Origin of the sequence: Arthrobacter sp. CAN_A6, assembly GCF_015751715.1 — a bacterium.
Taxonomy (GTDB): Bacteria; Actinomycetota; Actinomycetes; order Actinomycetales; family Micrococcaceae; genus Arthrobacter_D.
In genome coordinates, this window is the sequence record NZ_JADOUV010000001.1 from 335,795 (window position 1) to 354,014 (window position 18,220).

At 65.0% G+C, this 18,220-nt stretch carries 17 protein-coding genes; 7 read left to right on the top strand and 10 right to left on the bottom strand.

The genetic code is table 11. The features are described 5' to 3' along the window. Nucleotides 1-9: 9 nt before the first annotated feature. Nucleotides 10-1,344, bottom strand: a complete 1,335-nt coding sequence (locus IWX75_RS01695) for an APC family permease (RefSeq protein WP_196820517.1) — start codon at nt 1,342-1,344, stop codon at nt 10-12. A 185-nt stretch (nt 1,345-1,529) separates the two neighbouring features. On the opposite strand from IWX75_RS01695, the gene IWX75_RS01700 reads away from it, so the two are divergent. From IWX75_RS01700 to IWX75_RS01710, 4 genes are all read left to right on the top strand, one after another. After that, nucleotides 1,530-2,924 (top strand): OFA family MFS transporter, encoded by a 1,395-nt coding sequence (locus IWX75_RS01700; protein ID WP_196820518.1) that lies wholly within the window; start codon nt 1,530-1,532, stop codon nt 2,922-2,924. Beyond that, nucleotides 2,921-3,025: an MFS transporter small subunit gene (locus IWX75_RS17850; protein ID WP_442858937.1), complete on the top strand. Its 105-nt coding sequence runs from the start codon at nt 2,921-2,923 to the stop codon at nt 3,023-3,025. The genes IWX75_RS01700 and IWX75_RS17850 overlap by 4 nt, the downstream gene beginning before the upstream one ends. Nucleotides 3,026-3,125: 100 nt before the next feature. After that, entirely contained in the window at nt 3,126-5,300 is a 2,175-nt protein-coding gene (malQ, locus tag IWX75_RS01705) for a 4-alpha-glucanotransferase (protein WP_196820519.1), read from the top strand. A gap of 28 nt (nt 5,301-5,328) precedes the next feature. Then, nucleotides 5,329-6,261, top strand: coding sequence for an NAD(P)/FAD-dependent oxidoreductase (locus tag IWX75_RS01710; RefSeq protein WP_196820520.1), 933 nt, complete (start codon nt 5,329-5,331; stop codon nt 6,259-6,261). A 35-nt stretch (nt 6,262-6,296) separates the two neighbouring features. Here the strand turns inward: IWX75_RS01710 and IWX75_RS01715 are convergent, their stop codons facing one another. The 5 genes from IWX75_RS01715 to IWX75_RS01735 all read right to left on the bottom strand — a co-directional run bounded on the left by IWX75_RS01715 (nt 6,297) and on the right by IWX75_RS01735 (nt 9,317). Continuing rightward, nucleotides 6,297-7,103, bottom strand: coding sequence for an alpha/beta hydrolase (locus IWX75_RS01715; RefSeq protein ID WP_196820521.1), 807 nt, complete (start codon nt 7,101-7,103; stop codon nt 6,297-6,299). Continuing rightward, on the bottom strand, nt 7,072-7,353 hold the full coding sequence (locus tag IWX75_RS01720) for an acylphosphatase (RefSeq protein WP_196820522.1): 282 nt from the start codon (nt 7,351-7,353) through the stop codon (nt 7,072-7,074). The genes IWX75_RS01715 and IWX75_RS01720 overlap by 32 nt, the downstream gene beginning before the upstream one ends. 31 nt (nt 7,354-7,384) lie before the next feature. Next, complete coding sequence (locus IWX75_RS01725; protein ID WP_196820523.1) at nt 7,385-7,804, bottom strand: YtxH domain-containing protein; 420 nt, start codon at nt 7,802-7,804, stop codon at nt 7,385-7,387. A 173-nt stretch (nt 7,805-7,977) separates the two neighbouring features. Next, the gene (locus IWX75_RS01730) at nt 7,978-9,147 is read right to left on the bottom strand and encodes a thermonuclease family protein (RefSeq protein WP_196820524.1); all 1,170 of its coding nucleotides are present in this window, start codon (nt 9,145-9,147) and stop codon (nt 7,978-7,980) included. Further along, nucleotides 9,144-9,317: a hypothetical protein gene (locus IWX75_RS01735; RefSeq protein WP_334684030.1), complete on the bottom strand. Its 174-nt coding sequence runs from the start codon at nt 9,315-9,317 to the stop codon at nt 9,144-9,146. Before IWX75_RS01735 ends, IWX75_RS01730 begins: the two co-directional genes overlap by 4 nt. 353 nt (nt 9,318-9,670) lie before the next feature. Here IWX75_RS01735 and IWX75_RS01740 point away from each other — a divergent pair, with 353 nt between their 5' ends. Next, nucleotides 9,671-10,177 carry an Lrp/AsnC family transcriptional regulator gene (locus IWX75_RS01740; RefSeq protein WP_334684031.1) on the top strand — a complete coding sequence of 169 codons (507 nt, stop codon included), beginning with the start codon at nt 9,671-9,673 and terminating at the stop codon, nt 10,175-10,177. Between the two features lie 143 nt (nt 10,178-10,320). Continuing rightward, nucleotides 10,321-10,980 (top strand): peroxiredoxin-like family protein, encoded by a 660-nt coding sequence (locus tag IWX75_RS01745; RefSeq protein WP_196820526.1) that lies wholly within the window; start codon nt 10,321-10,323, stop codon nt 10,978-10,980. A 59-nt stretch (nt 10,981-11,039) separates the two neighbouring features. Here the strand turns inward: IWX75_RS01745 and IWX75_RS01750 are convergent, their stop codons facing one another. The 3 genes from IWX75_RS01750 to IWX75_RS01760 all read right to left on the bottom strand — a co-directional run bounded on the left by IWX75_RS01750 (nt 11,040) and on the right by IWX75_RS01760 (nt 15,741). Then, nucleotides 11,040-12,848 carry a gamma-glutamyltransferase family protein gene (locus tag IWX75_RS01750; RefSeq protein WP_334684032.1) on the bottom strand — a complete coding sequence of 603 codons (1,809 nt, stop codon included), beginning with the start codon at nt 12,846-12,848 and terminating at the stop codon, nt 11,040-11,042. A gap of 46 nt (nt 12,849-12,894) precedes the next feature. Beyond that, on the bottom strand, nt 12,895-14,268 hold the full coding sequence (locus IWX75_RS01755) for an aspartate aminotransferase family protein (RefSeq protein WP_196820527.1): 1,374 nt from the start codon (nt 14,266-14,268) through the stop codon (nt 12,895-12,897). Nucleotides 14,269-14,397: 129 nt separating this feature from the next. Beyond that, entirely contained in the window at nt 14,398-15,741 is a 1,344-nt protein-coding gene (locus IWX75_RS01760) for an aminotransferase-like domain-containing protein (protein WP_196820528.1), read from the bottom strand. Nucleotides 15,742-15,951: 210 nt separating this feature from the next. Here IWX75_RS01760 and IWX75_RS01765 point away from each other — a divergent pair, with 210 nt between their 5' ends. Further along, on the top strand, nt 15,952-17,241 hold the full coding sequence (locus IWX75_RS01765) for an Nramp family divalent metal transporter (RefSeq protein WP_196820529.1): 1,290 nt from the start codon (nt 15,952-15,954) through the stop codon (nt 17,239-17,241). A 119-nt stretch (nt 17,242-17,360) separates the two neighbouring features. On the opposite strand, the gene IWX75_RS01770 is transcribed toward IWX75_RS01765, so the two are convergent. Further along, complete coding sequence (locus tag IWX75_RS01770; protein WP_196820530.1) at nt 17,361-18,161, bottom strand: alpha/beta fold hydrolase; 801 nt, start codon at nt 18,159-18,161, stop codon at nt 17,361-17,363. Nucleotides 18,162-18,220 lie beyond the last annotated feature (59 nt).

An 18,220-nucleotide genomic window follows, 5' to 3' on the forward strand; every position in this document is an offset into this window, starting at 1 on the left:
CCGACGGCTCTAGGTTCGAGCAGCGCTTCCGCCGGTCCTCCGCACTCGCACCAGCTTCTGAAGAAAGTACAGGGCGAGTCCCACGGCCAGCAGGATAGCGGTGCGAAGCCAGATCTCGCCTCCCTGCTGGGTGAGGAGGAGGACACAGGAAGCGACGGCGAGGACGGGAACCACCGCAGGAATGCGGAAGTGCTTGTGCTCCACCTTGTCGCGGCGCAGCACGAGGACGGCGATGTTGGTGCTCAGGAAGACGAACAGGAGAAGGAGCACCACTGTCTGGGCCAGTGAGGCGAGGTCCCCCGAGAGCGTCAGGATCATGGCCACGGCTGTTGTTGCAACGATCGCAACCCAGGGGGTCCGACGAATGGGGAGGACCTTGCCGAAGACGGAGGGAAAAAGGCCCTGCTCGGCCATGCCGAACGTGATCCGGCTCGACATGATCATTGTCAGGAGTGCACCGTTGGCCACCGCGACCAGCGCGATCAGGCCGAAAAGCCACGGCGGAACGCCCGCTCCTGTGGCCGCGACGACGTCGAGCAGTGGCGATGTCGATCCCGCAAGGTCCTCGGCCGGCATCGCGGCGGAAGACGCAAGGCCGATCAGCAGGTAGACGACGCCGGCCGTCAGGAGGGCGCCGAAGAGGGCGCGGGGGTAGACGCGGCTCACGTCGCGGACCTCCTCCGCCACGTTCGCCGATACCTCGAAGCCCACGAAAGAGTAGTACGCGATGAGCGACGCGCCGAGCACGGCGGCGGCCGGACTCACTCCCGCCGGGAATTCCGTCACGCGGGAGACGTCGCCGCCGCCTCCGGCAAGGAAGAAGCCGACAACGACGATCACGAGGACGAGCCCGGACACCTCGATGACGGTCATCACCACATTGCTGCGCACGGATTCCTTGATGCCGCGTGCGTTGAGGAGTGCGACCAGGAGGAGGAACACCAGGGCTGCGGGCGCGGCCGGAACGTCGATGAACGCGCCCAGGTAGTCACCGGTGAACGCCAGCGCGAGGCCCGCGGCGCTGGTAACACCCGCTGCGAGCATGCAGAACCCGACGAGGAAGGAAAGGAAGGGTTTATGATAGGCGCGCTCGGCGAAGACCGCTGCACCGCCCGCCTTCGGGTATTTCGTGACCAGTTCGGCGTAGGACCCGGCGGTCAGCAGAGCCAGGACCAGTGCCACCATGAGCGGCACCCAGAGTGCCCCGCCCACTTCGGCCGAGATGACCCCCACCAGCGCATAGACGCCGGCACCCAGCACGTCCCCCAGAATGAACAGGTAGAGCAGCGGGCCGGTGATGCCTCGCTTGAGTTTTGTGTCCGGTGCGTGCTCGGTTGTCGCCATTGGAGAAGTCTAGCGAAACTCGATAAGCAAGCTGACTAAAAGCGGCTAGCACATTACCGCTCACCGCACGTGAGCTACCGTCCGGCGTTGCAAATTCCCTCTTTGGTGTGACGCACCCCATAATTGCCTTCATGAACCATGGCTCGGGGGCAGCCATCCGTGCTGCGACGTAACAAGGAGTTCTTATGAGTTGGCTCGACCGCGATCACACGATCGCACCCCCCGGATTCAACCGATGGCTCATTCCGCCGGCTGCCCTCGCGGTGCACCTGTGCATCGGGCAGGCGTACGCGACGAGCGTCTACAAGACCGCACTGGTGCAGCACTTCGACGCGAGCCTGACGCAGATCGGCATCATCTTCTCCATCGCCATCGTGATGCTGGGGCTCTCCGCCGCCGTCATGGGCACCTGGGTGGACAAGAACGGCCCCCGGAAGGCGATGGCTACCTCCGCCCTGTTCTGGACCTCCGGATTCGTCGTGGGTGCCATCGGCATCTTCACGAACCAGCTCTGGCTGGTCTACCTCGGTTACGGGGTCATCGGCGGCATAGGTCTCGGCATCGGCTATATTTCTCCTGTCTCCACGCTCATCAAGTGGTTCCCGGACCGCCCGGGGCTCGCCACGGGCATGGCCATCATGGGATTCGGCGGTGGAGCGCTGATCGCGAGCCCGCTGTCCACGCAACTGCTGCGCTTCTACGACCCGAACTCGAGCGCCGAGGGCTGGGTGGCCAGCGGTGACTCCGTGGCCAAGCTCTTCCTGACCCTCGCTGCGGTGTACCTGGTGTACATGCTGTTCGGCGCGTTCACCATCAAGGTTCCGGCCGCCGACTGGAAGCCCGAGGGGTTCGACCCTTCGACGCTCAAGTCCAAGCCCCTCGTTACTTCCGACAACGTGTCGGCCAAGAACGCGATCAAGACCAAGCAGTTCTGGCTCGTGTGGATCGTGCTCTTCTGCAACGTCACCGCGGGCATCGGCATCCTCGAACAGGCCTCCCCGATGATCCAGGACTTCTTCCGCGGGGCCGACGGCTCCACTGCCGTCACTGTCGCCGTTGCCGGCGGATTCGTGGGGTTGCTGTCGATCGCCAACATGGGTGGCCGCTTCGTCTGGTCCTCCACATCGGACATCATCGGCCGCAAGCGCATCTACATGGTTTATCTCGGCGTGGGTGCCGTCCTGTACTCGATCCTTGCGCTGTTCGGCGCGAGCACCACACTGCTGTTCGTCGTCCTGGCCTTCTTCATCATCTCCTTCTACGGCGGCGGCTTCGCCACCGTACCGGCCTACCTGAGGGACCTCTTCGGGACCTACCAGGTGGGGGCCATCCACGGGCGGCTGCTGACCGCGTGGTCCGCGGCCGGCATCGCCGGACCGCTGATCGTCAACGGCTTCCTGGACGCCCAGGGAACACCCGGCGAGCTGACCGCGGCCGCCTACCAGCCTGCCCTCCTCACCATGGTGGGACTCCTGATCATCGGCTTCGTGGCGAACCTCCTGGTGAAGCCCGTGGACTCCAGGTTCCACGAACCCGTCAATAGCGCAAGCAAAGAACCAGCACGTGGAGGCACCAAATGACCGGAGCAAGGATCGCCACCGTCTGGGCTCTCGTAGGAGTACCCCTCGCCTACGGCGTGTTCCAGACGCTCACCAGGGCCTCGGCTCTCTTCGGCGGCTAGTCCGCACTCGCAGGCATGATGACGGCGGGGCAGGCCCAACCTGCCCCGCCGTCGTCGTGAAAAGGTGGAGTACGGCTCGGGTGCCGCCTACATTGGAGGAATGGCTGATTCCACCACCGCAAGCACGCCCACCGCACTTCAGCGGCTCGCCGAAGCTCACCGGGTGGGCACCACCTTCCTGGGGTGGGACGGCGAACCGAAGCAGGTAGAGCGCCAGACCCTCGTCGCGGTACTGACCGCCCTCGGTGTGCCGGCCGGCACCGATGAGGATGTCGAAAAGTCCCTTACAGAGCTGGAGGCGGCCCCGTGGCGCAGGTTGCTGCCGCGCGTCGTCGTCGTTCGGGAAGGCCGGCTGGGACCTGTCCCGGTGCACGCGCCTGTTGGCGCCGAGGTGCGGGTATGGGCGACCGGCGAGGACGGCATCCATTACAGCGGCACTGTGGACACCTCTCCGATCGCAGAGCGGGAGGTCGACGGCGAGAGGCGCGTCAGCCTTTCCGCGGTGCTCCCGCATGCGCTGCCGCTCGGCTGGCACACTCTTCATGCCGAGGCGGATGGGCGTCAGGAGCAGTGTGCGCTCGTCATCACGCCCGACCGCCTCTCGACGACGCAGCGCCTTTCGGACAAGCGGTCCTGGGGACTCATGGTGCAGCTCTATTCGGTGCGGTCGGCACGTTCCTGGGGAATCGGTGATCTCGGTGACCTCGGTTCGCTGGCGCAGGTCGCGGCCGGGAAGGGCGCCGGTTTCGTGCTGGTCAACCCGCTCCACGCCGCCGAGCCGGTACCACCGGTCGAACCGTCGCCCTACCTGCCCACCACGCGGCGCTTCTTCCACCCGATGTACCTGCGGATCGAGGACATCCCCGAGTATGCGCGGCTCGACCCCGAGGCACGGGGCCGGATCAGCGAGCTCGCAGGGGACTTCGCCGAGGCCAATACGAGCGCCGACCTCCTGGACCGGGATGCGTCTTTCGCTGCGAAACTCGAGGCGCTCGAGCTGGTCTTCCGTGTTGAACGTCCCCGCCAGCGGCAGAGTGATTTCGAGGAGTTCCTCGTACACCAGGGACAGGGACTGAAGGACTTTGCGCTGTGGTCGGCGCTGGCCGAGACCTACGCTCCCGGCGGGCCCGAATGGGCGGAAGTGGGAAGGCCCGGCAGTGTCGAGGCGCTTGCCCAGGCCGAGCGGCTGGCACCCCGCATCGAATTCCATGAGTGGCTGCAGTGGCTGTGCGACGAACAGCTACAGGAAGCCCAGCTGGAGGCGACGGGAAGCGGGATGGGCATCGGCATCATGCACGACCTCGCCGTGGGAGTCCATCCCAGCGGGGCCGACGCCTGGACGTTGCAGGACGTTCTGGCGTCAGGCATCAGCGTCGGAGCACCGCCGGATATGTTCAACCAGCACGGCCAGGATTGGAGCCAGCCGCCGTGGCATCCGGAGCGGCTGGCCGAGTCCGGCTACCAGGCCTTCCGCGACATGCTGCGCAACATCCTCCGGCATGCCGGAGGAATCCGGATCGACCACATTCTCGGGCTCTTCCGGCTCTGGTGGATCCCGCAGGGGTCAGCGCCCGGAGGTGGGGCGTACGTGTACTACGATCACGAGGCGCTGATCGGAATCCTCGCGCTGGAGGCGGAGCGCGCGGGCGCCGTCGTCGTGGGTGAGGACCTCGGCGTCTTCGAGCCGGGCGTGCAGGAGTACCTTGCGGAGCGCGGTATTTTCGGGACATCGATCCTGTGGTTCGAACAGGACGACGACGGCCCCATCGTCCCCGAGAAGTACCGGCAGGGGTGCCTGACGACCGTGACCACGCACGACCTGCCGCCGTCGGCCGGTTACCTCGCGGGTGAGCATGTTGCGCTGCGGGAAAAGCTGGGCCTGCTCAGCAGGCCGGTCGAGGAGGAGCGGGCTGAGGACCAGGCCGTGCAGGAGACCTTCCTGTCGCTGCTTCGGAAGAGGAAACTTCTGCCGGTGAAGGGCGCAGCATCGGTGCAGGAGACGGTCGAGGCGCTGCACGCGCTGATCGCGCAATCGCCGTCGGTGCTCCTCGGGGTGGCGCTGGCGGATGCCGTGGGAGAGCGACGTACGCAGAACCAGCCGGGCACCAACGACGAGTACCCGAACTGGCAGATCCCGCTGGCCGATGCGGACGGCGAAGCTGTGTTGATCGACAACCTCGAGGACAACGCGCGATTCGCTTCGCTCGTGAAGGTTCTCGGAACCAAGAGTCCGCGCCGCGTCAAGTCATCGGGTGATGCCAATCGGGCTGACTGATCGAGTTCTTTCGTGATCGGATAGAAGCATGGGTGATGGGAAAGCGGAACAGTTCGACGTCGTCGTGGTGGGTGGGGGCGTAGCGGGCCTGAGTGCGGCGCTGGTGCTGGCCCGCGCTCGGCGCCGGGTAGCCGTGGTGAATGTCCGGCAGCCCCGCAACGCAGCGGCTGAGGCCGCCCAGGGCTTCCTGACCCGCGATGGCGAGTCGCCGCTCGAGCTGGTGCGCCTCGGCCGGGAGGAAGTGGAATCCTACGGAGCGGTTTTCCTGGAAGGTGAGGTCTGTTCGGCGCGCGATGCAGCAGAAACCTGGATCCTGGAGCTCGATGGCGGAGGCACTCTCAGCGGCCGACACGTGGTGCTGGCCACCGGATTGCGGGACATCCTGCCGGATGTCGAAGGCGCGCGTGAAGCCTGGGGCAAGGGGCTGCTGCAGTGCCCCTATTGCCATGGTTGGGAGGTGCGCGACCGCGAACTCGGCGTCCTTGCCACCGAGGAGACGTCGCTGCAGCAGGCCGTGCTGCTGCGGCAATGGTCTCCGGCAGTAACGCTGTTCACCCACACCCTCGGCGTCGTCCCGCCCGACGACGCGTCCACGCTCGAGGCGCGGGGTGTGCGGATCGTCGACGGGGAGGTCCGTCGGCTTGTTTCCGGACCCGCCGGCCTCGCGTCGGTCGAACTGACTGACGGGACAGTGGTTGAATGCGCGGCGGTGTTCTGCGAGCCGCAGGCCGATGTGGATTCTCCACTGATCTCGGCCCTCGGCTGCGAGTTCCGGGAGGACGGCTGCGTCGTCACCGATGACCTCGGACGCACGACCGCCGACCGCGTCTGGGCGGTCGGCAACGTAGCGGATCCGAGCGCGCAGCTCATCTCGGCGGCCGGGGATGCCTACCGAACGGCGGTTTCGGTCAACGCGATCCTTGCCTTCGAGGACGCAGAGGCCGAGAAGGCGTCTCGCTGACCGGGCAGGCATTCAAAACTCCAGCGGGCCGGTTTTCACCCGGCGGGGCTGCTCCAGTCGAGCCACTGCGCAGCCTCCTGCACGATGCCCGCCGGCACTGTGTGCGGGCCCTCGAACTCCCGGTACGTCACGTCGTACCCATCGTCCTGCAGAGCCGGGACGATGCGGCGGCTGGTGCTGCGGATGGGAAGTACGGTGTCATCCACCCCGTGCGACACGAATACGTCCGGCGTCCCACTTCGCGGGCCCACCGGGATGAAGCCGGGCGAAAAGGCGAGAATGCGCCGGAAAAGTCCGCCATTCGCCAGGCCCAGACCCAGAGCGTAGGACGCGCCGTCGGAGAACCCGGCGATGCCGATTCGTTCAGGATCGATGGCGATTGATCGGAACACCTCATCGAGCGAGCGCTCGAGCACCCCGACGTCGGGGCCATAGCTGTCCCGGATGGCATCCCAGGTGCTCCCTCGCGACGCCGGGGAAAGAATTACCGCCTTGTACTGGTCGGCAAGGGGAGTGAGCAGCGCGGACCCGCCAGCGGCATCACCCCCTGCGCCGTGCAGGGAAACCAGCAGGGGCGCGGGCTCACCGGAACTCAGTGTTGCGGGCACGTAGACGAGTGAGTCCCGCTGCTGTTCCACGCCGAGCGGGTGCGAACCCGGCGGAACCGGGCTTCTCGGGGGTGGCGGACCGGGCCGTGCGGCGAGGAGCGCCGGATGTTGCGTGTCGTTCGAGCGCCCTCCGGCATCGCAGCCGCTCACGGCTCCCAACGCCGCGACGCAGGCTCCGAGAAGGAGGGTCCGCCTCGCCGCTTCAAAGGCACTCGAACCCCGTGGAGCTTTCACTGGAATCTCCAATGGCCGCGTCGACAGAATCGACGCGGCCCGGCGTCTCACCGGCTTCGATACGGCGGAGCAGCTCGGTGAGGCCCGACGGCGGGCCCTCCGCCACCAGCGATACCGAGCCGTCCGGATTGTTGATGGCGGACCCCGTCAGGCCGAGATCCTCGGCGGAACGGCGTGCCCAGTAGCGGAATCCCACCGCCTGCACCTCACCCGTGATGGTCGCGGTGAGGCGCTGCGGCTTCGCGTCCAATGCCGATTCCTGCCGTTCCGCTGCCCAAGCCCTAGAGTGTGGGGCGGGTTTCGTCGTCCTGGTTCAGGAAGGGCGTGATGTCGACCTGCTCCGGGTCACCGCCGCTGGGGCCGGTGCCGTTTATGCCGGTGGTTGTCCTGCCGGTCCCGCTGGTTCCTTCACCGGTGCCGGTGGACGTCACCACCGGCACTGTCGGGCTCCCGGAGGCCGATCCGCTACCGGACGAATCCGACGGTTTGTCACGCTTCAGGGCACCGGTCAGCTTCTCCTGCATCGCGGGTGCCTTGGTCTTGACCGACTCGGTGGTACTGGAAACCTTCTCCTGGACCGTCGGGTTGTTCCACAACTCGGTGGCCTTCGTCTTGATCTTTTCGTAGCTCCCGCGGCCTGCGCGTGATCCCAGGACGTAACCGGCAGCCATACCTGCGGTGAAAACAAGCTTGTTCTTCATGGTGATGCTCCATTCTTCTCGAGGGTGCGTTCCTTCGAATCTAGTCCAACGCTTCGGCGCGCGCGAGGGCGGGATCGGACCTGCTCCCGCTCGAACGCACAAAGAAGACGGCTCTGCCGGTGGTTGACACATTGCTGGGCACGCGATTCAGGAAGGGCACGACGACGACGGCGTCAGCAGGGCCGATAGGTTTTTCCGCCCGGCGCGTAGCAGCGCGGACCGGTGTACCCCGGGTAGGGGTCTGCTGCGGGTGGTGCGGGTGCAACGTACGGTGCGGGGGCGGGTGCTACGTACGGTGCGGGGGCGGGCGGGACATACGGCGCCGGCACGGGTGGCAGATTCGCAATCCGATCGCGTTCGGCGTCGGCCGCGGCGGCAAGGTTCGCCGCCACGCGTTCTGCCTCGGCGCGCAGATCGGCTTCCCGTTGGACACGCTCGGCTTCGACAGCAACGGCGGCAGCCTGTGCCTGCTCCTCTGCTGCAGCTGCCTCGATGACTGCCTGTGCCTCTGCTGCTTCCGCGGCTGCCTTCTCGGCCAATTCACGATCGGCGACGACCTGCTGCGTCGACGCGAGCGAGGCTTCGCCCGAACTGATCGCCGACGACAGCTTGTTCGTGAGATCGTCTGCGGCTGACGCTCCACCCAGCGCTGTCCACAGAACGGTATTACTGCCGGCAGCTATCGCCTCGCGGAGAGCCTTGGCTGAGGCAATCGCCACCGCCACGCCTCCCGCAGCAGCCGCAAGGGCCGCAACGGTCCCGCCCGCTGATGACGCCGCTCCGGCGGCTTCGGTGGCCTTTGCGAGGTCGGCCATTGCCTGGGTGGCCTGGACGGGGAGCGTGCACTCGGCAGCAGGATCGAGAAGACCGATCTGCTGGGCGGAGGCCTCCGTGTAGGCCTCCTGGACCTCGTCGAAATACTCCCGGTTCGGCTCGAAGACGACCGGAACTCCCAGCCCGTTACGGGCTACTTCGGCGTTGACGAGCGTCCTGTCCTCGAGGAATACGGCGGCGAGTACGCGGTCGTACTGATCGGTGCGTTCGACGTCGAAGTCCAGCCCCACCTTCGTTCCCGCGGGCGTGAGGTTCTCGAGGAACGTCGTTGCCTCCGGCCCGAGGCACTCGACGGGCTTGTCCGGGTGTTTCGTCTCCGGTGTATCGACGTTCAGCAGCCGTACCCGCTGGTCCTCGCCGTCGAAGTTGATGACGAGGGTATCGCCGTCGATGACGCGAACCACCGTGCCGACCTCGCCGTCGGGCGCTTCGGCGCACCCCGCGAGCGGCGCGGCGAGCGCGGCGGTCAGAAAGAGCGTGATGCGCCGCACGACCTTGTGCCGGCTCATGCAAGCACCGTGTGTTTCGCGTGCCGGCGCCGGACCAGCACGACGGCCATGGGCGCCTGGACACCAAGGGCCAGGACCGTGACGACGAGACCAAGGAGCTGTGTGCCGATCCTCGTCGCTGCGCCGTCCCGGATCCGGGAGGTTGGCTGACCGGACGGAAAGCCGGCCAAGGGAGATGATGCTTGCGCGGCATACGCCTGAAGAGTGGACACAGTTTCCCCCAGAGAAAGTCGAGTGTGGTGCTGGGCGCTCGGAGCGATCTCAGGAAAGCCGAGACCCGGAGCAGCGCAGCAGCTTGAGCATACAGCGAGCTAGAGAGTGCCCCTCACCGGTCTGCAATGACGAGTAGGTGAGGGGTTCGGCGGTCGGCTATCGGCGGACACTTATTGGCGTCGTTCCGTCAGATGAGCCGGTGGGCTGCCCTGCGGTGCCTGCCGCTTTCGCTTGTGGCGATCGCAGCTTTCGCTCCCAGTAGACAGGGTCGACTCAGATCGGGCAACAGGTACACTCTTAGGTGGTCAATATGACAAGTAGCAGAACGATGTATCGGCAGGAAGTAGTCAATGTGCGGGATCTCGACGCAATCGACAGGAAAATCCTCATTGCGCTCGATGAGGACCCTCGCGTTCCAGTGATGGTGTTGGCGCAAAAGCTCGGACTGGCCCGCGGAACCATTCAGGCTCGGCTGGAGCGGATGACGGGCAGCGGTGTGCTGCGCTCGAACAGCAGCCGGATCCTGCCGGCCGCTCTGGGGCGGGCGGTGATGGCATCTGTTTCGGCCGAGCTGGACCAGTCGAAGTTGAACGAGGCAATAGAGGCGCTGCGCAATATCCCTGAAGTGCTTGAATGCCATGCGCCGGCAGGCGACACCGACCTGCTGTGCCGGGTAGTGGCCAAGAGTCCCGACGACCTGTACCGCGTCAGCGAGGTGATCCGGCTGTGCCCAGGCATCCTCCGAACCTCGACAAGCATGTATCTGCGCGAGGTCATCCCCTACCGGACACTGGGGCTTCTTGCAGCTGAGGAATGACGGCCACGAAGCTAGTGGAAGCTGCGATGGACCAGTTCCCTCTTTTGTGTCCGCTCATGACGGACGGATCGCCTGCACCGGTCCGTTCTCCTACGCTGACAGGAAGCACGATCGCCTGAACCTCCGAGCAAGGGACTACCCACATGGCTACGAGCAACATCGCGACACAGATCGAATCGTTCAATCGAGATTTCACCGAGAAGATCGGCCCGGACCTCTCGGCAGCCTTCGTCCATGAGCAGTTCCAGCTCAATCAGGCGGGCATTCCGGGGAACGCAGTATCGGTGGGCGATCGACTCCCCGAGGCAAAACTGATTGCAGCCGACGGGTCGATCGTCACCCTGTTCGAATCCCTCGGCAGTGCCTCCACCGTCCTCGTGTTCTACCGGGGGGCCTGGTGCCCGTACTGCAACATCACGCTGAAGACCTACCAGCAGGAACTGCTCCCGCTGCTCCAGCAACGCGGTGACGCCCTCGTCGCCATCAGCCCGCAGACGCCCGACGGCTCGAGCGCCGCGGCCGACGGCGGGAATCTGCAGTTCGCGGTCCTCTCCGATGAAGGGAACGTGCTGGCGCGGCAGCTGGGCATCGTCACCGCCCCCAGCGACGAAGCACGCGAAGCGCATACGGAACTGGGGTTCGACGTCGCTGACAGCAATGCGGATTCGACCGCAGCCATCCCATTCCCCACTGTCCTCATCGCTGATGCCTCGGGGGTTGTGCGCTTCGTCGACATCCACGTCGACTACACCACGCGCACCGAGGTCACCGATATCGAGGAAGCGTTGTCCTCACTCGGCTGACCGTCCCGAACGGTGGCCCGACGCGCTGCCTCCGGTGTTACCGCCGTGGTCGAGCTCCCCTACCTTCCGACCGCATACCCCTGCATGCCGCGGGGATTTGCGCCCGCGCGCAGCATGCCGGTGTCGGGGTCCCGGGATACCGCGCACAGCCGCCCGATTTCCCAGTCGCCGGCCCGCCCGACCCGGTGGCCGCGGGAGCTCAGCTCGGCGAGGATGTCGTCCCCCACCCGCTGCTCGATGAGAACCACTCCGAGCTGATGCTCGTGAGGGTAGAAGGAGCTCGGGAAATGCGTGCTGTTGAATGCCGGCGCGTCAATGGCCTCCTGCAGGTTCATGCCACCCAGAATGCAGTTGAGGAAGAAGTGAAGCTGCCACTGATCCTGCTGATCCCCGCCCGGTGATCCGAATGCCATGACCGGTTCACTCCCCTTCATCACCAGGGTGGGGGAGAGAGTGGTCCGAGGGCGTTTGCCCGGGGCGAGTGTGTTGGGCAGGCCATCCTCCAACCACGCCATCTGCAGCCGGGTGCCCAGGGGAAAGCCGAGCTCGGGAATGATCGGCGATGAATGCAGCCACCCGCCGCTCGGCATCGCGGACACCATGTTGCCCCAACGGTCCACGACGTCGACATGGACAGTGTCGGTCCGTGCCTCGCCGCTGGATTTGGGACCGGAGTCCAGCAGGGCCGCGACGGCGTTCGGCTCGCCCACCCCCGTGAGCCCTGCTGCGTCGAAATCCGTTCTCACCTCGAGATCGGGGAGGACCGGTGTTCGACCGTCCGGGCTGCCCGGCCGGATCTCCAGCGACGCGTCTTCCCCGATGAGTTGACGGCGCTGCTCCGCGTAGTCGGCGGACAACAGCGTTGTCCCCGGTACGTCGCTGACATCGCCGTACCAGGCATCCCGGTCCGCGAACGCCAACTTGGTCGCCTCGATGATCTTATGGATGCCGTCGGCTGTGCCGGGCTGGACCTCGAGCCCGTCCAACAGGGCAAGTTGCTGCAGGAAGACCGGCCCCTGGCTCCAGAACCCCGCCTTGCAGACAGTGTGTCCCTTGAATGTCAGGGTCTGCGGCTCCTCGTAGTGCGGCCGCCAGGACGCGAGATCGTCCCGGCTCAGAAGCCCGCGGTGATCTTTGCCGGAGGAGTCCCGGCAGGGGATGTCCACGAATTCGGCGATTGCCTGCGCCACAAATCCTTCCGTCCATTCCCGGATTGCGGCGTCAATGCCGTCCGAACGTGTTCCGCCGTCGGCGAGCACCTGCTTCTCGGCATCCATCAGCCGACGATAAGTCCTGGCCAATGCCTTGTTGACGAGCAGTTGGCCGGGCTCGGGAACCTTGCCACCCGGCAGGTAGACATCGGCCGAAGATTTCCAGTGCTCACGGAAGAGCGGCTCCACGCGCCGGATGTATTCGACTACCTTCGCGGCCGCCGGAAAGCCGTTCTCCGCATAGCTTTCAGCCATCTCCAGGGCCTCATGCAGGCTGACCGTTCCATGGTCCCGCAGGAAGGTCAGCCATCCCAGGACGGATCCTGGGACGGCCGCGGCCAATAAGCCCGTTCCGGGCACCATGTCGAGATCCAGATCAGCGAAAGCCTCGAGCGTTGCCGCCGCAGGTGCGGGGCCCTGCGCGCAAAGTACCGTGGGCTTCTTGTCGTCGGCCCGCGCGAAAATCAGCGGCATGTCCCCGGCCGGACCGTTCTGGTGGGGTTCGACGACGTGGAGGGTGAAACCTGCTGCAACTGCGGCGTCGAACGCGTTCCCGCCTCGCTCGAGGATGGCCATCCCCACCTGGGACGGGATCCAGTGGGTCGAGGAAACCATGCCGAAGGTGCCGGATAGTTCCGGCCGGGTAGTGAAGCTCATCGGGGAAGCCTTTCTTGTTCAGGTATGCGACCGCGGCGGTGCCGGTTCAGCCGGTGTAGTACTTGTCCGCCACCGCGAGTGCCTCGTCGAGGATATCGATTCCTTCCCGAACCTCATCGGCCGTCGTGGTGCAGGGCGGCACAACGTGCGTGCGGTTGAAGTGCGTGAACGGCCACAAGCCGCGGCTCTTGCAGGCGTTGGCGAACTCGACCATGGGCGCTGCAGCTGCTCCGGCGGCGTTGAACGGCACCAGGGGCTGACGGGTTTTTCGGTCGACGACGAGTTCGAGTGCCCAGAACACGCCGAGGCCACGGACTTCCCCGACGCTCGGGTGGCGTTCCGCCAGCGCCCTCAACTGTGGTCCGATGACATCCCGTCCCAGGGCGCGGGCGTTCTCGACGATCCCTTCCTCGTGGAAGATGTTGATCGAGGCGACGGCTGAAGCGCAGGCAAGGGGGTGCCCGGAGTAGGTGAGTCCACCCGGATACGGACGATCATCGAAGGTCCGTGCAATCTCTTCCGAGATGATGACGCCGCCAAGCGGAACGTACCCGGAGTTCGATCCCTTGGCGAAGGTGATCAGGTCCGGTGTCACCTTCCAGCGGTCGACGGCGAACCACTCACCGCAGCGGCCGAATCCTGACATGACCTCATCGACGATGAACACGATCCCGAATTCGTCGCAGAGTGCCCGCACCCCGGGAAGATAGTTCTCCGGCGGAACGAGGATGCCGTTCGTGCCGACGACGGGTTCGAGAATGATTGCCGCTATGGTGTGTGGTCCTTCGACGGTGATGATGTCCCGCAGGTGTGTGAGCGCACGCTCGCACTCCTCGCTGTCGTCGGCTGCGTGGAAAGCGGACCGGTATGAATAGGGCCCCCAGTAGCGGACGACGCCGGACATGGTGGGCTCCGAGGGCCACCGCCGCGGATCACCGGTGAGGGCTATCGCGCCGGCGGTGGACCCGTGATAACTGCGGTACGCGGCGAGCACCTTGGCCCTGCCGGTGTGGAGGCGTGCCATTCGGATAGCATTCTCATTCGCCTCCGCACCGCCGTTCGTGAAGAAGACCTTATTGAGATCGCCCGGAGCCAGTTCCGAGATCAACCGTGCTGCTTCGGATCTGGCATCGTTGGCGAAAAGCGGCGCGATCGTGGCAAGTTTGCCTGCCTGTTCCTGGATCGCCGAGATGAGTTTGGGGTGCTGGTGCCCGATATTCACATTGACCAGCTGTGACGAAAAATCAAGATAACGGTTTCCGTCATAGTCCCAGAAATAGGAACCGAGTGCCCCGGCAATGGGTAGCGGGTCGATCTGCGCCTGGGCCGACCAGGAGTGAAAGACGTGTGCCCTGTCCTTGCGGCGGATCTCCGCGCCGTTCTCGGCGTCCGTTCCGGTTACGGCGGTAGCTGTCTTCAACACGGGATCCTCTCGAGGTGGCTGGCTCGACCGGATTGATCGCGTCAATCCGTCGGGTGAAGCTGACCGTGCCCACACTACGTCGGGTTTCACCCCCTGACAACAGTTAGATTGTTCCAGTACATAAGATCAACGGCCGCCGCTCCAGCTTCCGGCGAATGCTGCACCGGCAATCAGTTCCGCGAGTTCAGGTATCGATTCCGAGACTGCGCCGATGGTGACCCGGATGTGGCCCTGCTGCCGCGGGAGCACGGCAAACGGCGTACCAGGGGCTACTCCAATGCCCTGGCTCGCGAGCCGCACCATGGCGGCTGACTCGTCCGCGACCGGAATCCAGATGTTGATACCGTCCACGCCGTTGACCTGGACACCATGCCCTGCGAGAGCGGTGACCATCGCCTCACGACGGCGCCGGTATTCACGGCGTGCGTGGCTGATATGTTCAGCTGCCGGCGCTTCGGTGAGCAAGCCGAGCAGGATCCGCTGCAGCAGTCGGCTTGTCCAGCCCTGGCCCAGCTGGCGCCGGGAGATGATCTCGTTGATGATGTTCGCGGGCCCGCTCATGGCCGCGAGCCGTAGGTCCGGGCCGTGTGATTTGGAGAAACTGCGCACGTGCAGCGTCCGCTCTGGCAGCCACTGCCCCAGGCTGATCGCCGGCGTCCAGGCAACGTATCCAGCCGAGTCGTCCTCGACGACGGTGACGTCCGCGGCCCGGATGATCCCGGCCAACTGCTTGGCGCGCGTGGGGGTCAATGAAACCCCTGTCGGGTTCTGTGCCCGCGGTTGAAGGATCACGGCTGCAGCCGAAGTCGCCAAAGCCTGCTCAAGGGCACCGGGAAGCATGCCCTGATCATCCATGGGAACCCCCACAATTTCTGCACCCGCGGCCTCGAGCAGGTCGAGCAGCAGGGGGAACGTCGGATGTTCCACGATGACGCGGTCGCCGAACCTGACCAACGCCCGCGTGGCCAGTTCGAGTGCATCCATCGCGCCGTCCACGACCGCAAATGTTTCGGCGTCGTAGGGCCAGTCCTGCCGGAGAACCTCGATCAGCTCCGGTACCACCGGTGGATCGAGGTAGCTTCCGGGCGTTACGGCACTCGTCAGGTTCTTCAGCACCTGCTCCAGATCCGGCAGGAGCTCGCGGTCGGGCACGCCTGTGGATAGGTCGAGCGTGAAGAGGCTTTGGCGATTCAGGGTCTGGCTGTACCGGGTGGAGCCGAGGCCGATGTCGGCAACCCTCGTACCGCGTCGCCCGTCGGTGTGGATGGCGCCTGATCGGGCGAGGAGCGACCAGGCGGCGCTGATCGTTGTCGGCGACAACTCCAGTTGCGACGCGACGGCGCGAATGGATGGCAGCTTCGTTCCGGGCTGCAGAAATCCGTCACGGATCGCCCGGCTGACTGCGTTCGCCACTCCCCTGGACGTCGGTTCGTCGGGGGCCCAGCCAAGTTCGATCATCGCTTCGGTCATTTTAGTACTGTAACAAAACATCTATTGTCATGGTGTCCTGCGTCACCTATCGTTGTCCCTGATCGACCTCACACAAGGGCGTGGAGGATGTTGCAGGGGAATTCACCGCTGGTTGCGGTAACCGGTGCACAAGCCTGCGACTGCTCGCCGCTGAAACGAAACCCGGGGACCCGGGGACCACCATGCAACGGTTGAAAGAGAGTAAAAGTCTTGAGTAACGATCTCGATAACGCGCCGAGGGGCTCACAGCAGCCACCGACCACCTTTGCAAAGAAACTGAAATTCATCGGCCCCGGCCTCATCGTGGCGGCGACCGGTGTCGGTGCCGGTGACTTCATCATGTCCGCTCTCGCCGGAGCCGATTTCGGCTGGGCCCTGATGTGGGCGATCATCGGAGGCGCCGCCATCAAGCTCATCCTCTCCGAGGGTATCGGGCGCTGGTACCTGGCGACAGGAAAGTCCTTTCTGGAGGGATGGCATTCGCTCGGATGGGTGGCCACCGGATATTTCGGCGTCTATGTCGTCGTTTTCGGGCTGATCTACGGTGCAGCGCTACCGGCGGTATCCGCGCTGATCCTGACCGCGATGTTCCCCGGCCCTCCGTTCTGGTTGTGGGCGATCCTGTCCGCGCTCGCCGGGTTCGTCCTCGTCTGGTTCGGCCGCTATGCGGTCCTCGAAAAGGCGATGACCGTTTTCGTCGCGCTGATGTTCATCACCGTCGTCGGTTCCGCCGTCGTCATCCTCGCGAATCTCGGAACTGTCACCTACAGCCTCGCGCCGTCGGTTCCCGAGGGCTCGTTCCTGCGCATCCTGGGCGTGATCGGTGGTGTTGGCGGAACCATCACACTGACCTGCTATTCCTACTGGATCCACGCCAAAGGCTGGAGCGGTAAGAAATGGATACCGATGATGCGGTTCGACATCACCTCCGCCTACATCATCACGTCCATTTTCGCGGTCTCCGTCCTCATCATCGCCGCTGAACTCCTCTTCGGGTCCGGCATAACCATCGAGGGCAACGAAGGCCTCGTGGGGCTCGCGGACAGCTACGGCGACAGGTTCGGTTCCACCGCGCGCTGGGCCCTCCTGATCGGTATCTGGGCGGCTATCTTCACGTCGATCCTTGGGCCGTGGCACGGCGTTTCCTTCCTCTTCGCCGACTTCGTCCGCATCATCCGGGACGCAAAACGGAAAGAAGTCAGCTCGCATGAGTCGATCACCGAACAGGATCCCTACTTCCGGATCTACCTTGCCTGGATGACCTTCCCGCCGATGTTGCTCCTGCTGATCGAGAGGCCGCTGGCCATTGTCCTCGCCTACGGGATCATGGGTGCGATCTTCATGCCGCTGCTCTCCATCGGGCTTCTCTATCTGCTGAATTCCAAGCGGGTCGACCCCGAGTACCGGAGTGGGAAAATCAACAACACCCTCCTGGTCCTGATCGTCCTGCTGTTCGTGTACCTGGGCGGATCCGAACTGTACTCGACGGTCGTCGGGTAGACACCGCAGGCAATGGAAGCGAGGCCCTCGCACACGCCCTGACGAGGGCCGACCAGCCCATCGAGAAAGGATCGGCACCGGGAATGCTCGGTGCCGATCCTTTCTCCTTTGCGTCGGACTCAAGGGCCGGACGAGCCGCCCGACTCCAGGAACGGACGGATGAGCTCCAGGAGGGGACCGGGGGGATGAAGCGTCCGCCCGTGGTCCCTGCCAGGCAACAGGTGGAACTGCGCCTCCGGCATCAAGGACGCTGCCCGCTGAGAATCCTCGCAGCGCAACCGGTCCTCCGATCCGGCCAGGAGCAGTGAACGCGTGGTGAGTGTTGCGAGAAGGGACTCGGGGAGGCCCTGTTCCGCCTCGCTGCTCCGGAAGTAGGCGCGGAGCGCGAGGGCATCATTCGCGAGGAAAGCAGCGGCAGTCTGGGGGTCGATGTCGTGGCCGTCGGCGTCACCCCATCGAGTTACGAATTCCTGCATGCCGCCAGTGGTCAACGCGGCGTCATAGCCGGGGAAGAACAGCGACCCTATCTGGCCGGCCGGCGACGAATACGTCCCGCCGGCGGAGATGAAGGACAGCATCCGGCCGGCGTGGTTGGCGAGCAGGGAAAAGCCGACACGGGCCCCGAAGGAGTAACCGAAATAATGGGCCGCCTTGATTCCTTCAGCATCCATAACGGCAAGAACGTCGCCTGTGACAAGGCCCATGCCGTAACTTGACTCATTCCGCGGTTTATCACTCCGTCCATGGCCGCGCAGGTCGAGTGAGACCACCTGGTATTGATCCTTGAAGGCCCTGACGTAACCGAGCCCACGCCAGATCGCGCGTGAAAGTCCCGACCCATGGACCAGGACGATCGGCGGTCCCTCCCCGGTCTTCTCGTAGGAGATCCGCACTCCGTCCGTGTCGTTCACAGCCTCCATGCGTGGCCGCCCTCCTTTCCGGGGACGAGCTGGTACTTCTGGTCGGGGCAACGATGCAA

Excerpts from the sequence above, each read along its gene's own strand:
- IWX75_RS01695 (WP_196820517.1), bottom strand. The coding sequence starts at position 1,344 with ATGGCGACAACCGAGCACGCACCGGACACAAAACTCAAGCGAGGCATC.
- IWX75_RS01730 (WP_196820524.1), bottom strand. The coding sequence starts at position 9,147 with ATGAGCCGGCACAAGGTCGTGCGGCGCATCACGCTCTTTCTGACCGCC.
- IWX75_RS01710 (WP_196820520.1), top strand. The coding sequence starts at position 5,329 with ATGGGTGATGGGAAAGCGGAACAGTTCGACGTCGTCGTGGTGGGTGGG.
- IWX75_RS01750 (WP_334684032.1), bottom strand. The coding sequence starts at position 12,848 with ATGAGCTTCACTACCCGGCCGGAACTATCCGGCACCTTCGGCATGGTT.
- malQ (WP_196820519.1), top strand. The coding sequence starts at position 3,126 with ATGGCTGATTCCACCACCGCAAGCACGCCCACCGCACTTCAGCGGCTC.
- IWX75_RS01700 (WP_196820518.1), top strand. The coding sequence starts at position 1,530 with ATGAGTTGGCTCGACCGCGATCACACGATCGCACCCCCCGGATTCAAC.
- IWX75_RS01740 (WP_334684031.1), top strand. The coding sequence starts at position 9,671 with ATGACAAGTAGCAGAACGATGTATCGGCAGGAAGTAGTCAATGTGCGG.
- IWX75_RS01725 (WP_196820523.1), bottom strand. The coding sequence starts at position 7,804 with ATGAAGAACAAGCTTGTTTTCACCGCAGGTATGGCTGCCGGTTACGTC.
- IWX75_RS01760 (WP_196820528.1), bottom strand. The coding sequence starts at position 15,741 with ATGACCGAAGCGATGATCGAACTTGGCTGGGCCCCCGACGAACCGACG.
- IWX75_RS01770 (WP_196820530.1), bottom strand. The coding sequence starts at position 18,161 with ATGGAGGCTGTGAACGACACGGACGGAGTGCGGATCTCCTACGAGAAG.
- IWX75_RS17850 (WP_442858937.1), top strand. The coding sequence starts at position 2,921 with ATGACCGGAGCAAGGATCGCCACCGTCTGGGCTCTCGTAGGAGTACCC.
- IWX75_RS01745 (WP_196820526.1), top strand. The coding sequence starts at position 10,321 with ATGGCTACGAGCAACATCGCGACACAGATCGAATCGTTCAATCGAGAT.